The sequence below is a fragment of the Enterobacter sp. B79-1 genome (assembly GCF_057444735.1).
Genome location: NZ_JBYAZJ010000003.1, coordinates 404,779 through 419,947, shown reverse-complemented (window position 1 = coordinate 419,947; position 15,169 = coordinate 404,779). Strand labels below are relative to the sequence as shown.

Below are 15,169 nucleotides of genomic sequence, written 5' to 3'. Positions count from 1 at the left end.
TCAGAGATGACCCGAGGGGATGCCACAAAAAATAACCAATCCGTAACATTTACAGGATGGATTTGACGCTCTCCGCCAGCGTCGTCGTTGGGCGACCGATAAGCTTGCTCAGGGTACGGCTGTCGTCGAACAGTCCGCCTTTGGATGCGCCGGTGTCTGAATCCGCCAGCATATCCGCCAGCCCGGCAGGCAGGCCAACGCCCTTCAGCGCGGCGGCAAAATCGGCTTCGCTCAGGTTCTGATACGCCACTGGCTTACCGCTCTGCTTGCTCAGTTCAGCCGCCAGTTCGCTCAGCGTCCACGCGCTGTCGCCCGCCAGTTCATACACCTTACCTGCGTGACCGTCCTCAGAAACGACCTTGGCTGCAGCCGCTGCGTAATCTGCACGGGTCGCAGAGGCGATTTTGCCTTCGCCTGCAGCACCAATAAACACGCCATGCTCCAGCGCCGGCGGTGCGCTCGCCAGATAGTTTTCGGTGTACCAGCCGTTGCGCAGCAGGGCATATGGTACGCCAGACTCTGCCAGCGCTTTTTCGGTTTCGACGTGTTCAACGTGAAGGCCGAGCGGCGATGTGTCCGCATGCAGCAGGCTGGTGTAGGCGATAAACTTCACGCCTGCCGCTTTGGCGGCGTTAATGACGTTCTGGTGCTGCGTAGCGCGCTGGCCCACTTCGCTGGAGGAGATCAGCAGCAGTTTATCCACGCCGTTCAGCGCAGTCGTGAACGCCGCCTGGTCGGTGTAATCCCCCTGACGAACCACAATACCCTGGTTGCTCAACGCTTCAGCTTTCGCGGGGTTACGCACAATAGCCACGATCTGGCTGGCTGGAACGGTTTTCAGCAGTTCTTCAATAACGAGCTGGCCAAGCTGGCCGGTAGCGCCGGTAATCGCGATCATGATGAATCTCCTTCGTGTTTGTCTGGTGTTGTGGCACACTAACATTGAAGCTAACTTTTAGTAAGTACGTACAAAAAGGTAAGTATGAAAAAGACCATTCCGACACTCAGCGAGCAAATGCGCGATGGCAATCTCTTCGCGGAACAGTGTCCTTCAAGAGACGTGCTTAAGCACGTCACCAGCCGCTGGGGCGTGCTGATCCTGGTGGCGTTACGCGAGGGTACGCATCGCTTTAGCGACCTGCGCCGCAAGATGGGCGGCGTGAGCGAGAAGATGCTGGCCCAGTCGCTTCAGGCGCTGGAGCAGGACGGATTTGTCGATCGCGTGTCATATCCGGTTGTGCCGCCGCACGTAGAGTATAGTCTGACGCCGCTGGGCGTTGAGGTGAGCGAGAAAGTGGCCGCGCTGGCGGACTGGATTGAACTGAATACGCCGCAGGTGTTGGCGAACCGGGACGAGCGTGCGGCATAAACGCCGGGTGGCGGCTTCGCCTTACCCGGCCTACCCGTAGTTCGTAGGCCGGGTAAGCGAAGCGCCACCCGGCACAATCACCGCTACCTGCTCAAATCCACCTGATAAATCGCGAACCCGATATCATCCATTGCGACCTTCTTCATCGGGTACTGCGCCTTGTTCTTAATGAACGCGGCAGCTTTATCGGACGGCGAGGTTTCAAAGCGGATATCCAGTTTCGTATCGCTGTGGATCGGCGCCAGACGCCAGTTGTTATCCACTGTCGGATGAATTTCGCCCGCCTTCTTCGATTCCGCACTGATCCACGCCGCCAGCACCGAGCGGTTCTCGTCCGGTGAAGCAAAAGCGATGTGGCTGTCACCCGTTCCGGCAAACTTACCGCCGTAGGCGCGGTAGTTATTGGTCACCACCAGGAAGGTGGCATTCGGGTCGATTGCTTTGCCGTTGAAGGTCAGGTTTTTGATACGTTCAGCCTGCGGATTAAGGGTCTGGCACTCGCCGTCGTATCTGGCTGGCTGAGTAACATCAATCTGATACTCCACGCCGTCGATCACGTCGAAGTTGTAGGTGCGGAACCCGTCCCAGTTAATCAGCGACTGCGGCTTGCTGCTGTTCGGGTCAATCTGGTTGAACTGTCCGGCGGAGCATTCCAGCCACTCTTTCACCTCTTTCCCCGTCGCTTTGACGACGACCAGCGTATTCGGATAAAGATAGAGATCGGCGGCGTTACGGAACGTCAGTTGGCCTTTTTCGACTTCCACGTAGCTTGCCGGATCGTTCTTGCGTCCGCCCACCTTGAACGGTGCTGCGGCTGAAAGCACCGGCAGTTTTGCCAGATCCGGATCGCCCTGAACAAAGTGTTCGGCATAGGCTTTTTGCGCCATATTGACCACCTGAACGGTTGGGTCATCCTGCACCAGCGCCAGGAAGCTGTACATGTTGTCGGCGGATTTCCCAATCGGCTTGCCGACGAATTCACGGGTCGCATCGTGGTCATGCTTCAGCACGTCGACCAGCTTTTTATCTTCACCTGCCAGCGATTTTTTAGCCGCAGCGTCGTAAATAGGACGCGCTTCGGCTTTTGACTGCGTCACCTTCCAGCTGCCGCCGTCGTTATTCAGCACCAGATCCACCACGCCGAGATGATCGCCCCACATCCCCGGCATCACCGACGGCACGCCGTTGAGCGTCCCTTTCTCGATATCCGCGCCTTTGATGCTGGCGAAATCTTTGCCCGGGAAGACCGCGTGAGCGTGGCCGAACAGGATCGCGTCAACGCCCGGCACTTCACTCAGGTAGTAAACGGAGTTCTCCGCCATTGCCTGATACGGGTCAGCGGAGAGACCCGAGTGGGCGACAACCACCACCAGGTCAGCGCCTTTCTCGCGCATTTCCGGTACATACTTGCGCGCGGTTTCGGTGATGTCGTTAACGGTCACTTTCCCGTCGAGGTTGGCTTTATCCCACGTCATGATCTGCGGCGGCACAAAGCCGATGTAGCCAATCTTCAGCGTCTGCGTATGACCTTCGCTGTCGACAACCTCGGTCTCTTTAATCAGGTAAGGAGTGAACAGCGGCTTTTGGGTCTTAACGTCGATGATATTGGCGTTAACGTACGGGAATTTCGCACCGGCCAGCGCATCGTGCAGGTATGTCAGACCGTAGTTAAATTCGTGGTTACCGAGGTTGCCGACGGTATAGTCCAGGGTATTCATCGCTTTATAAACCGGATGAATTTCGCCCTTTTTCAGCCCTTTCGCGGCCATGTAATCGCCCAATGGGCTACCCTGAATTAAATCCCCGTTATCGACCAGCACGCTGTTTTTCACTTCACCGCGGGCGGCGTTAATCAAACTTGCTGTGCGTACCAGTCCGAATTTTTCGGTAGGCGTATCTTTGTAGTAATCGAAGTCCATCATGTTACTGTGAAGATCGGTCGTTTCCAGAATACGAAGATCCACCGTTGCCGCCTGAACGCTGGCGGCCACCAACGTCGCCAGGAGCGTTGCGCTAAACTTAATCATCAGAAGAGTCCTTTTTTCGATCCAAGCCACAAAAGATTATGTATGTATATCGCGTTGCTTACAGAAGTGTGAATCCTGCCAGAAATAAGGGTAGTGAAACCGGAATTGCTTCACAGATAGCAGAATTGTTCACATTACGATATAAATAAAACAACGAGTTATGACCACTGCGTTAACGAAGAGGTGGAGAATGTTAGATAAAATTTGTCAGCTCGCACGGGATGCGGGTGATGCCATTATGCAAGTGTACGACGGCGAGAAGCCGATGGACGTTGTCAGCAAAGCTGATGACTCCCCGGTCACAGCGGCGGATATCGCGGCGCATGGCGTGATCCTGAAAGGTTTGCAGGCGTTAACGCCGGATATTCCCGTCCTGTCAGAAGAAGCGCCGCAGGGCTGGGACGAGCGCCAGCACTGGCAGCGTTACTGGCTGGTGGATCCGCTGGACGGAACGAAAGAGTTCATCAAGCGCAACGGTGAGTTTACCGTCAACATCGCCCTGATTGAGAAAGGAAAAGCGGTGCTCGGCGTGGTCTACGCGCCGGTAATGAAAGTCATGTACAGCGCTGCGGAAGGTAAAGCCTGGAAGGAAGAGTGCGGCGTGCGTAAGCAGATTCAGGTGCGTGATGCGCGTCCACCGCTGGTGGTGATCAGCCGTTCCCACAGCGACAGCGAACTGCAGGAGTATTTGCAGCAGCTGGGTGAACACCAGACGACGTCGATTGGTTCATCGCTCAAGTTCTGCCTGGTGGCGGAAGGACACGCGCAGCTCTACCCGCGATTTGGGCCAACCAACGTCTGGGACACGGCGGCAGGGCACGCGGTAGCGGCGGCGGCCGGTGCGCATGTTCACGACTGGCAGGGTAAGCCGCTGGACTATACCCCGCGCGAATCGTTCCTCAACCCTGGCTTCCGGGTTTCAATTTACTGAGCCAGTAGCTTGTGCAGCAGAGCAACCACCTGCTGCACTTCCTCTTGTGTTAATCCGCCGTCCTTCACCCACTGCACGCGTCCCTCTTTATCGAGCACCACAATCGCAGAGCTCTCTTCGTCAAGCTGCCACGCCTTACGCGTCACGCCATTGCTGTCGACGATAAATTGCGACCACGGATAGAGCTTTTTGTTGCTCTCCAGGCTCGAGCGCACAAACATGCCGGAGCCGGGGATGGCATCGTCGGTGTTCACAATGGTGGTGGTCTGGTAGCGATCGTGCGGGAATTTTGCGGCTTTGATCGCTTCCACCAGGGTAGCGTTTTTCTCTTTCGCGGATGTACGACCGGCAATATGCTGTACAACTCTCACTTTGCCCGCAAGCTGCGCGCTATTCCAGACTTTGTAGCTAAACTTATCATTGTCGAGAATCAATTCTCCCCGGTCAGCAATGCCGACTGGCGGTACGCGTTGTCCTTTTTCAATCGTGTGAGCGCAAGCCCACAGGGGCAGCAGCAGGCAGGCTGCTGCAAGGATATTACGTAGGGTCATGGTGTTTCCTTTTTTTGTTAGCAGGTGATCCGACCACTTGGTCTTACGCTTTTAATCATAAGTGCGATCAATGGGGTTTTCCCGCAATCCCGATGCCAGTTTGCGGGTGAACGCACATATCCATGAAAAAACGACGGCTTATACTGCCCTGAGTAACGGTTTGCAAAGATTATTCTGAATAATTGTAATCAAACGGTAAATAAACTTATGCACACTGGGTAACAACGTAGTTCTGGTCTATAGTCATTGGGCAATAAAATTTGCGCTCAGGACAGTCGGGCCGATTGTGGCACCGCAAGAGCGTATGATTCGCAGGAGATACAAGAATGAAAATTTTCCAACGCTACAACCCGCTTCAGGTGGCGAAGTACGTGAAGATCCTGTTCCGTGGACGGTTGTATATCAAGGATGTTGGCGCTTTTGAATTTGATAAGGGCAAAATCCTTATCCCAAAAGTGAAGGACAAACAGCACCTGTCTGTGATGTCCGAAGTCAACCGTCAGGTTATGCGTCTGCAGACTGAGATGGCTTAACCAACGTGCTATGCAGTAGTTAAAAAGACGGCTCCCAATGGGAGCCGTTGATGTATGTGGGGCAGGGACTTTACGCCGACACCTTCTCTTCCGCGTCCGGCAGCTTCGGCACCAGCACGGTCGGTTTGTTATCGATGCGCGTCACCAGCAGCTGGTCGATGCGGTAGTTATCAATATCCACCACTTCAAACTTGTAGCCGGAGAACTTCACCGAGTCGGTACGTTTCGGGATTTTACGCAGCATAAACATCATAAAGCCGCCGATGGTCTCGTAGTTGCCCGACTGCGGGAACTCGTCGATGTCCAGCACGCGCATCACGTCTTCAATCGGCGTACCGCCGTCGATCAGCCATGAGTTTTCGTCACGCTGAACAATCTGCTCTTCCAGCCCCTGGCCCACCAGATCGCCCATCAGCGTGGTCATCACGTCGTTCAGGGTGATGATACCCACCACCAGCGCGTATTCGTTCATGATCACCGCGAAGTCTTCCCCGGCGGTTTTGAAACTTTCAAGCGCTTCTGAGAGCGTCAGAGTGTCCGGCACAATCAGGGTATTGCGGATCTGCACACCGCTGTTGAGCGCCAGACTCTGGTTGGCCAGCACGCGGTTCAGCAGGTCTTTGGAGTCGACATAGCCGATGATGTGGTCAATATCTTCATTACAGACCAGGAACTTAGAGTGCGGATGCTGCGCCACTTTGTTCTTCAGGCTCTGCTCATCTTCGTGTAAATCGAACCAGATAATGTTCTCACGGCCCGTCATGGAAGACGGCACGGTACGGGATTCGAGTTCGAATACGTTCTCAATCAGCTCGTGCTCCTGCTTGCGCAGCACCCCGGCCAGCGCCCCGGCTTCTACAACCGCATAAATGTCGTCAGAGGTGATGTCATCTTTACGCACCATCGGCAGCTTAAAGATGCGGAAAATCACGTTTGCCAGGCCGTTAAAGAACCACACCAGCGGGCGGAACACGTACAGGCAGAAGCGCATCGGGTTGATGATACGCAAAGCCACGGCTTCTGGCGCAATCATACCGATGCGTTTCGGGGTCAGGTCTGCGAAGAGGATGAACAGGCCAGTCACCAGCGAGAAGGAGAGGATAAAGCTCAGCTGTTCGGCCAGCTCGGCGGACATGTACTGCACAAACAGGCTATAAAACGCCGGGGAAAACGCCGCATCACCCACGATACCGCCGAGAATGGCGACCGCGTTAAGGCCAATCTGCACCACGGTGAAGAACATGCCCGGGTTTTCCTGCATTTTCAGGATGCGCGTGGCGTTGATGTTGCCTTCATCGGCAAGCAGCTTAAGTTTGATTTTACGGGACGCGGCCAGCGAGATCTCGGATATCGAGAAAAATGCACTGACGGCAATAAGGCAAAGTATTACTAAAATACTGTTTAACATAGTTTATCCGGCTTCTCGCCAGATCCTCAGAAGGGGAGTTGATACCATTTGTGTGAAGACACATTGAACGTCAGCTCGTAGCGTTGAGCCGATTATTTCAGCGGTAGTATAGCGTAAAGAGATGTAAATCTGCCAGAGGTCACATTTTGGGCAAAAAAAGGCCGGGCAGGCGGGGAGCCTGTCCGGCCGATGTCGCTATTTTACGGTCGACAGCGGGACGTTACCCACTGCACGGCGCGTTGCGTCGCCTCCCCACACCTGGTCATACTCGTAGCCCGTCAGCTGCTTGATCACCACGCGGGTTTTCTCGTCGCAGTCGCGATAATCGCCGCCCAGCTTGCGGCGGGCAATTTCTTTGAGCAGTACCTTGTGTGTCTCACGGGTCAGCTTGAATTTGTATGTCGTGAAGAAGCTGACGGCCAGCAGGGCTGCCGTGGCGAATATCATTAGCCCGATAATGGCACCCAGCGCGCTTTCAGGCTGCGCACCGCTGCCCTTCACGAAACCGGACTCCTGCAGCACCAGGCCGATAATCATAATGGCAATCGCCACGGTACTTTTGCGGGTCAGAACCATCACCCCGGCAAAAATCCCTTCGCGGCGCTGCTGCGTGACCATCTCGTCAATGTCCGGGATAAAACTGTAGATATTCCAGGGGATGTAATACAGGCCGGAACGTGCCGCACCGAGCAGGATAAAGACCGCTGAGAAGAGCAGCGTCGGCACCTGCGTTTTGGTGAGGTAGACCGTAAACAGGAACGCCAGCACCAGGAAGATACAGCCGTACGCGAGCCGCAGGGCGGCAGAAGGCGTCATGTTCAGCCGGTTCAACAGCAGCATAAACCCATAGGTGCCAGGTACCGAGGCAAAGGCCGCAATGCTTAGCCAGCCGGAAACCGCTGAGGCATCCTGGCTGAGGCAATACACTACGTAATAGGTAAAGACTGAACCGAATACATCCATTGCGGTAAAAGAAAAAATATAGATGAGAATATGCAGGCGGAACGCACGGATGCGGAATGACGAAAAGAGATCGAGCACCAGATATTTCAAGTGATTCCCCAGGCCGCCTTTGCGCTGATTATCCACCTTGAAGTTCGACTCCTGATGGACATCTTTTGCTTCCCAGGTGGTGTACCAGGTAATAAATACCGCGATGCAGAACACGCAGGAAAATATCAGTCCGGTGAGGGTATAGGTAAACGGATTATCTTTGCCGGTGAACTGCATAATCACGCCGGGGACCGACACCGCAAGAAAACCGCCCAGCTGTGAGCAGATCATGCGCACGCCGGAGAGGCGGCTACGCTCTTCGTAGCGGTTGGTCATTTCCGCCGCCAGCGTCTCCCAGGGCACCAGCACCATTGCCGACAGCAGTTCGATAGACAGATAGGTGCCCAGGTAGTACCAGTATCCCATGTCCGTCATCCACAGCAGGGCGTACAGAAACATTAACGGGGAGCTGAGTAATAAAAAGAAGCGGCGACGACCAAATTTTCGTCCAAGCCAGGTATCCCCGAAATTATCGGTGATATAACCCATAATCGGACTTAATAACGCATCAATGACGCGGGCAATGGCAAATATTGAGCCCGCTTCAATCACAGAGAGTCCGCAATAGGTGGTGTAAAAAAATAACAGCCAGGTGCCGATAATGGCGAAAGCGCCTCCGCCAAACAGATCGGTTATGCCGTAGCCAAGCGCTACGCCATAACCAACTCTACGTTCAGTTGGTTTGACCATAATAATATCCAGTGTAGGGTAATGTTTAACCTGTATGTCAGGTCGTGTTTTTATTAACGTCTGGATTGCACATTACGTTCTAGTTATTGATCTCTATCCATTGTCGTAATTGAGATGAGCGATAAATGGCCTCCACAAGGGTGAGTGATTTGCCGGCTTCATGGATATCGGTGTAATCCCTGTTTTCCGGATGAATAAGGGCGTGATAAAAGCGACGGATCGCCTGTTGATGACCCAGGCCCCAGTAGCTTTTGACCGAGCCGTCGGGTGAATCGTCGGTTGTCAGTTTGAGGCGTTCACCGGGCGTGATGCGCCAGAGAACGTTGTGTTCCAGCAGCAGTGAACCGTGTTCACAGTGGATCTCCATCAGAAGAGGGGAATCGGTGGTGTGGCAGTTAGTGGCATAAAACAGGCCGCGAGCGCCGTTGGCGAAATGCAGCGTCGCCATCGCGCTGTCTTCCCCTTCGGTCACGTCTGCCAGTTCTCCGCTATCGACTACGCCTTTCAGCCGCGTCACGCCGCCGCCGAACCACTGCATCAGGTCGAGGGTGTGGATTGCCTGGTTGATCAGCAGGCTGCCGCCTTCGGTCGCCAGTCGCCCACGCCACGGGCTGTCGGTGTAGTAGGTGCCGAAGCGTGACCAGGTTAGCACCGCCTTGATGCTGAGCATCTTACCCAGCCCGCCATGGGCTAACTCCTGACGCACGCGCAGGCTGGTGGGGTTGAGTCGGTTCTGGTAACAGACGCCAAACTGCCCCTTCGCCTGCTCAACGGCGCGGGCGATATCGACCAGTTCACTGCCGTTCATGCCCACCGGCTTTTCACAGAAAACGTGCTTCCCGGCGGCCAGCGCCGCCAGGATCATGCTTTTATGTTCAAAGTGAGGCGTGCAGATATGCACCACGTCGATGCTGTCATCCAGCAGCATTTCCCGGTAATCCTGATAAAAGCGGCACTGATAGCCCATCGCCAGCTTCAACCCTTTGACGCTGTCGATATCCACCAGCGCGCGTAGCGCCACGTTAGGAATTTGGCGGAGAGCATTCACATGGCAACGGTGGATCGCGCCGCCGCCAATAATTGCCGTGTTCAGGATCGTCATCGTCGTTCCCCTTATCCGGCTGCGTTGGCCAGCATTTGAGCCTTCACGCACAGTTCGGCAGCCTTGAAAGCGTGTGCCTGCGTCATGGCGTTTTCGGTGCGGTGCAGGCAGTCGAGGATTAGCTCGCCAAAGAACGGGAACCCGACCTGCCCGGCCACCGGATAGCGGAACTCCCCCTCTTTATTGACGAGATACACCACGTCCTGCTCGCCGCGGGTGAGGTCGACATACTTGCGGATTTCGATATACCCGTCGGTCCCAAGTAGCGTCAGGCGGCCATCGCCCCAGGTGGAGAGTCCGTCCGGCGTGAACCAGTCGCAGCGGAAATAGCCGCTAGCCCCGTTTTCGCCTTTGAGCATCGCATCGCCGAAATCTTCAAACGCCGAATACTGAGGATGGTTAACGTTGCGCACCTGGCTGGCGACGACGGTGGCATCGCTGTTGCCCGTATAAAACAGGAACTGTTCTATCTGGTGGCTGCCGATATCGCACAGGATCCCACCGAAGTAGCGACGATCGTAGAACCAGTCCGGACGGCCCGTGCCTTCCCGGTGCGGCCCGGTCCCCAGGGTTTGCACGACGCGGCCAATGGCGCCTTGCTGCACCAGCTGCCCGGCAAAAACCGCGCTCTCTACGTGAAGACGCTCGCTGTAGTACACCGCATATTTCTTGCCGGTCTTTTCGACCATCGCTTTGGCGTCCGCCAGCTGTTCAAGGGTGGTGAGCGGCGCTTTGTCGGTGAAGTAATCTTTCCCCGCCGCCATCGCTTTCAGCCCCAGCGCGCAGCGTTCGGAAGGAATTGCTGCTCCCGCAACCAGACGCACCTCGTCGTCGTTGAGGATCACCTCCAGCGACTCTGCCACTTTTGCCTGCGGGTACTGCTGGATAAATTTATCCACTTTGGCCGGATCGGGGTCGAACACCCATTTCAGCGTGGCTCCGGCTTCTATCAGGCCGTTGCTCATCCCGTAGATATGGCCGTGGTCGAGCGCGGCGGCGGCGAAGACGAATTCACCCTCGCGGACAACCGGCTGCGGTTTGCCCACCGGGGCGTAGTTCATACCGTCATTCTTGTTCATGGTGTCACTCCTTAATCCAGATCTTTGCCGAGGGGAATCGCACCCACTTCGCTGAAGTTGGCGACGCTTGCGGATTTTTCATAAAAACGGGGGGCGAGGGCGTTGGTCCCGCCGGTACGGTAAAACGGATCGTCGCGGCCAATGGGTAATGAGACGACAGCGCGAGTGATGGCTGATTTATAAATGGCGGTAATCAGCTCCAGCGAGCGTTTGCCCTGCACGCCGTCTACCAGCGGCGCGGCGCCGTGCTCAATGGCATAAAGCAGGTCATTGATCTGCCCGGTGTGCAGCGTCCACTCGAGCTTTGGCGTCTCCTGAAAAACGGCGTTGAGCTGTGCTTCTCGCTGCTGGTCGTGGGTTTCCTGCGGGAAGCCGTTATCGGCGCTGACGCTGGCAAAGGCCTGCCACGGCGCAGAGATGCGCGCTTTATCGCCCTGAATGATCATTTTCTGATCTTCGCCGTGGTGTACCACCGAGGCGGTCAACTGCGTGAGCGCGCCGCTGGGGTATTTGAAGATCGCGGCGCTGAGGTCTTCGACTTCAGCGTTGTCGTGCGCCACGTTGGTCATCATCGCCACCACCTCGGACGGGAAGCCAAGCATCCACTGAATGGCGTCGATGTGGTGCACCGCATGGTTAAGGGTGCAGCCGCCACCCTCTTTTTCCCAGGTGCCGCGCCACCACAGGTCGTAGTAGCAGTGACCGCGCCACCAGAAGGAGTCCACCTGCGCATGGCAGACTTTCCCGGCAAGGCCGGAGTCCAGCGCCGCTTTTAAGCGCCAGAAGGCATCGGTAAAGCGGTTCTGGGCAATGATGGAGAGCGTTTTACCGCTGGCCTGCTGTGCGGCGATCATCGCGTCGCACTCCTCCAGCGAGGCGGCCATCGGTTTTTCACACAGCACGTGGCAACCGGCGTTGAGCGCGTCGATACCGATCTCTGCGTGGACGTAGGGCGGCGTGCAGACGTCGACGATGTCGACATTCGGCTCAGATTCCAGCATCTGACGGTGGCTTTCATACACGCGGGCATCTGCCAGGCCGTAGCGTGCTTTTTTCTCTTCCGCTTTTTCCGGGTAGATATCCACCAGCGCAACGATCCGGCAGCGCTGACCAAACTGCAAATAGCCCTGAATATGGTTATGCGAGATATTCCCCGTTCCCACAATGGCGACATTTAACATCGTTTCTTCTCCGGAGTTACCAGGTGCCAGAGGCGTCCAGCGTGACGCTGGCTGTCTCTTTAGCCACTGAGGTGCTGATGCGTTGCTGAAGCAGGCGCAGATACTGTTTTTCGTTGAGCGGCAGCTCGACCCAGTCGTCCGTCCAGGTGGAAAGGTGCATGGCGTTAGAGAGCGTGAGCCCATGGATCCCTTCCAGACCCGGTGCAATCAGCGGTTCGCCGCGCAGGATGGCCGCACAGAAGTTGGCGGTAATGACGTGATGTTCGCTGTATTCAGGGGCGACGGGGATCGAGACTTCCCAGCACTCAGGCTCCCCAAAACCGTTCTCCCAGCGGGCGTTAAAGGCGGTTTCGGATTCGCGCAGTCGCCAGTAGCGCAGTTTCCCCTCCTCGACGACCACTTTGCCGCGATCGCCCGCTATTTCCAGGCGGTTGGTGCCCGGCGTTTCGGCGACGGTGGTGATAAACACGCCGGTGGCACCGTTGGCATACTCGGCGTAGGCGGTGACCTCGTCTTCCACTTCGATATCGCGATGCTTACCGAACTGGCAGAACGCGCGCAGGCGGACCGGCATGCCGACCAGCCACTGCCAGAGATCGAGCTGATGCGGGTCCTGGTTGAGCAGCACGCCGCCGCCTTCACCTTTCCAGGTGGCGCGCCAGCCGCCGGAGTTGTAGTAGCTCTGCGAGCGATACCAGTTGGTGATGATCCAGTTTGAACGGCGGATTTCACCCAGCTCGCCGCTGTCGATCAGATCTTTCACTTTCTGGTAGAGCGGATTCGGGCGCTGGTTGTACATGATGCCGAACACCACGTCGCACGCCTGGGCACAGGCGTTCATCTCCTGAACCTGCGCCGTGTACACGCCCGCCGGTTTTTCACACAGGGTATGAATGCCGTTGCGCATCGCCAGCATCGACAGGCGCGGGTGCTCATAGTGCGGCGTGGCGACAATGACCGCATCGATAAGCCCGCTCTGGAGCATCTCCTGCGCATCGCTAAACAGTGGGAGGGTGCCGACCATCTGACGAATGGCAGGATGCTTTTCCAGCGCGTTATCACAAACTGCCGCCAGGCAGGCGTCGCTGACGGTACCCGCCAGTAAATAGCGCGCGTGGACCGTGCCAATATTACCTATACCAATAATGCCAAAACGTACCTTCTCCATGTCTCACCTTAATTTCAGTCAAAAAGAGTGATGACCGGAAAATAGGAAAGCTCAGGCGCAGCGACAATGTGTTTTTGTGAGAATACTCGCAAGGTCAATAAGTAAACTCTAACCATTTTGAAATTTAGTTTTAAAATCAATGCGCTGTTTCTGCAAATATTTGCAAAAACTGATTGGGAGCGAGGTCACACTATGGCGGGTAAGTTAAAAATGGAGGAAATTTCCTCCCTGACGGGCTATTCCGTTAGCACTGTCTCAAGGGTGCTAAGCGGGAAGTCGTATACCAGCGATAAGGCCCGGGAAGCGATTGTTCGCACCGCGCGGGAATTAGGTGTCCTTGAATCCATGGCAAGCGGGCGGCTATTAATTAACGGTATCGCTGTTTTTGCGCCGGAAAGAACCTTTCAGGGCCGCGGCGATATTTTTTATCTCGAAGTGACCAAAGGAATCGCCGAAGCCAGCGCGCCGCATAATGTCTGGGTCAGCTATTGCGGATTAGAAGAACAGCACGCCGATGTAAAACTGTTTCTGGAAAAGGCCAGTCATAAAAATATCAACGCGATAATTATCATTGGCACGGATGATTCCACCATATTTAAACTGGCCAGCACGCTCAATAAACCCTGCGTTTTAATTAATTCCGTCGACAGGGATCGGGTGCTGGACTCCGTTTCGCCCGACCATCGGGCCATTGGTTTTACCGCCATGCAGCACCTTTTTGAGCAGGGACACCGCCGGGTGCTGACCTTAACGTGTCTGCGGCGGGATACGCTCTATGCTCGCCTGGATGGTATCAAAGAGGCGTACCGCCATTTTCACATTGCCTTTGAGCCACGACGTGATTTGTTAGTGACGGAGTGGTTTACCGCGGAGGAGGCCGAACAGGCGCTGGATGAGTGGCTGTCGAGTCATGATAAAGCGCAGTGGCCGGAGGTGATTTTCCCCAACAGTACCAGCATGGTGGAGGGGGTGATCAGCGCGTTGACGCGTCACGGGCTTCGTATCCCGGAAGACATTTCACTCATCACCACCGATTTTGCCTGGAATTTAGCGCACCGCCTGGAAAAACCGGTCACCGGCGTCACGGTGCCCTGTCGTGAACTGGGGATAGAAGCGGTGCATTTGCTGCAAACACGGCTCAACCGACCTCAGGCGCCGGTTTATAATTTGCTGTTGCAGGGGAAGGTGATGGATTTTGGTTCGGTGAGTAATGCGACGCGCCACGCGGCTCGCGTGGCGCTAGACCAGTGATCAGGCCAGCTGTGGCGGCAGGCAGACGCCGATGCCTCCGATTCCGCAGTAGCCATACGGGTTTTTATGCAGATATTGCTGGTGATCGTCCTCGGCATAATAGAACGGCTTCGCGGTGGTGATTTCCGTGGTCACTTCGCGCGTATCGCCCGCGTCATGCATGGCTTTCTGAAAACGCTCAAGGCTGGCGCGCGCGGCAGCATCCTGCTCGGGTGTGAGCGGATAAATGGCCGAACGGTACTGGGTGCCGTGATCGTTACCCTGACGCATGCCCTGCGCCGGGTCGTGATTTTCCCAGAACACCTGCAGCAGTTGTTCGTAGCTGATGATGGCCGGGTCATACACCACGCGAACCGCTTCCGCGTGACCGGTATCGCCAGAGCACACTTCGCGGTAGGTTGGGTTTGGCGTGTAACCGCCAGTATAGCCTGCTGCGGTACTGTAAACGCCGGGCAGTTGCCAGAACAAACGTTCAACTCCCCAGAAGCAGCCCATGGCGAACAGGGCGATCTCCATTCCATCAGGAACGTTTGTCATTGAATGGTTGTTTACGGCGTGTAAGGTCGCCACAGGCATAGGGGTGTTGCGTCCCGGTAATGCATCTGCTTGTGAAACCAGATGCTTTTTGTCGAATAAACTCACGATGGTGCCTCCCGGGTAGCGATGTTTCGGTTAAGGTTGTCACGAAGCGTTTAATTGAACACAATAAATGCGCTGAATGAGTCTAGATTTAATCATAAGAAATATTTGGGTGTTACACCCATTTTCAACCCACGATTTGGGTTTTTGGCTAACAGGCCGTTTTTTTGCCGCAGAGCGGCATTTC

General features: G+C 55.6%; 14 protein-coding genes. 4 read left to right on the top strand and 10 right to left on the bottom strand.

All coding sequences use genetic code 11. The annotated features are described in order from the left end of the window. Positions 1–49 precede the first annotated feature (49 nt). The gene (locus AC2T6E_RS12385) at positions 50–898 is read right to left on the bottom strand and encodes an SDR family oxidoreductase (protein ID WP_126816386.1); all 849 of its coding nucleotides are present in this window, start codon (positions 896–898) and stop codon (positions 50–52) included. 84 nt (positions 899–982) lie between these two features. Between AC2T6E_RS12385 and AC2T6E_RS12380 the strand changes: the two genes are divergently transcribed. Further along, positions 983–1,369, top strand: coding sequence for a winged helix-turn-helix transcriptional regulator (locus tag AC2T6E_RS12380; RefSeq protein ID WP_172411117.1), 387 nt, complete (start codon positions 983–985; stop codon positions 1,367–1,369). A gap of 83 nt (positions 1,370–1,452) precedes the next feature. Here the strand turns inward: AC2T6E_RS12380 and AC2T6E_RS12375 are convergent, their stop codons facing one another. Next, positions 1,453–3,396 (bottom strand): bifunctional 2',3'-cyclic-nucleotide 2'-phosphodiesterase/3'-nucleotidase, encoded by a 1,944-nt coding sequence (locus AC2T6E_RS12375; RefSeq protein ID WP_348573163.1) that lies wholly within the window; start codon positions 3,394–3,396, stop codon positions 1,453–1,455. A gap of 190 nt (positions 3,397–3,586) precedes the next feature. Between AC2T6E_RS12375 and cysQ the strand changes: the two genes are divergently transcribed. Continuing rightward, a complete protein-coding gene (cysQ, locus tag AC2T6E_RS12370; RefSeq protein WP_010427426.1) occupies positions 3,587–4,327 on the top strand; it encodes a 3'(2'),5'-bisphosphate nucleotidase CysQ in 741 nt (246 codons plus the stop codon). Here the strand turns inward: cysQ and AC2T6E_RS12365 are convergent. Next, complete coding sequence (locus AC2T6E_RS12365; RefSeq protein WP_486691981.1) at positions 4,321–4,878, bottom strand: YtfJ family protein; 558 nt, start codon at positions 4,876–4,878, stop codon at positions 4,321–4,323. The genes cysQ and AC2T6E_RS12365 overlap by 7 nt on opposite strands. A gap of 326 nt (positions 4,879–5,204) precedes the next feature. On the opposite strand from AC2T6E_RS12365, the gene AC2T6E_RS12360 reads away from it, so the two are divergent. Next, entirely contained in the window at positions 5,205–5,411 is a 207-nt protein-coding gene (locus AC2T6E_RS12360; RefSeq protein ID WP_003856054.1) for a DUF1107 domain-containing protein, read from the top strand. 70 nt (positions 5,412–5,481) lie between these two features. Here the strand turns inward: AC2T6E_RS12360 and paeA are convergent, their stop codons facing one another. The 6 genes from paeA to AC2T6E_RS12330 all read right to left on the bottom strand — a co-directional run bounded on the left by paeA (position 5,482) and on the right by AC2T6E_RS12330 (position 13,092). Beyond that, entirely contained in the window at positions 5,482–6,819 is a 1,338-nt protein-coding gene (gene paeA / locus AC2T6E_RS12355) for a polyamine export protein PaeA (RefSeq protein ID WP_486691978.1), read from the bottom strand. A gap of 195 nt (positions 6,820–7,014) precedes the next feature. After that, a complete protein-coding gene (locus AC2T6E_RS12350; protein ID WP_336667108.1) occupies positions 7,015–8,562 on the bottom strand; it encodes an MFS transporter in 1,548 nt (515 codons plus the stop codon). Positions 8,563–8,641: 79 nt separating this feature from the next. Next, a complete protein-coding gene (locus AC2T6E_RS12345) occupies positions 8,642–9,664 on the bottom strand; it encodes a Gfo/Idh/MocA family protein (protein ID WP_108417876.1) in 1,023 nt (340 codons plus the stop codon). 11 nt (positions 9,665–9,675) lie between these two features. Beyond that, a complete protein-coding gene (locus AC2T6E_RS12340) occupies positions 9,676–10,743 on the bottom strand; it encodes a Gfo/Idh/MocA family protein (RefSeq protein WP_486691974.1) in 1,068 nt (355 codons plus the stop codon). Positions 10,744–10,754: 11 nt separating this feature from the next. Beyond that, positions 10,755–11,924 carry a Gfo/Idh/MocA family protein gene (locus AC2T6E_RS12335; RefSeq protein ID WP_486691972.1) on the bottom strand — a complete coding sequence of 390 codons (1,170 nt, stop codon included), beginning with the start codon at positions 11,922–11,924 and terminating at the stop codon, positions 10,755–10,757. Positions 11,925–11,940: 16 nt separating this feature from the next. Continuing rightward, entirely contained in the window at positions 11,941–13,092 is a 1,152-nt protein-coding gene (locus AC2T6E_RS12330; protein ID WP_010427410.1) for a Gfo/Idh/MocA family protein, read from the bottom strand. A gap of 192 nt (positions 13,093–13,284) precedes the next feature. Here AC2T6E_RS12330 and AC2T6E_RS12325 point away from each other — a divergent pair, with 192 nt between their 5' ends. Then, a complete protein-coding gene (locus AC2T6E_RS12325; protein ID WP_108417873.1) occupies positions 13,285–14,343 on the top strand; it encodes a LacI family DNA-binding transcriptional regulator in 1,059 nt (352 codons plus the stop codon). On the opposite strand, the gene msrA is transcribed toward AC2T6E_RS12325, so the two are convergent. Beyond that, positions 14,344–14,985 (bottom strand): peptide-methionine (S)-S-oxide reductase MsrA, encoded by a 642-nt coding sequence (gene msrA, locus AC2T6E_RS12320; protein ID WP_010427407.1) that lies wholly within the window; start codon positions 14,983–14,985, stop codon positions 14,344–14,346. Positions 14,986–15,169 lie beyond the last annotated feature (184 nt).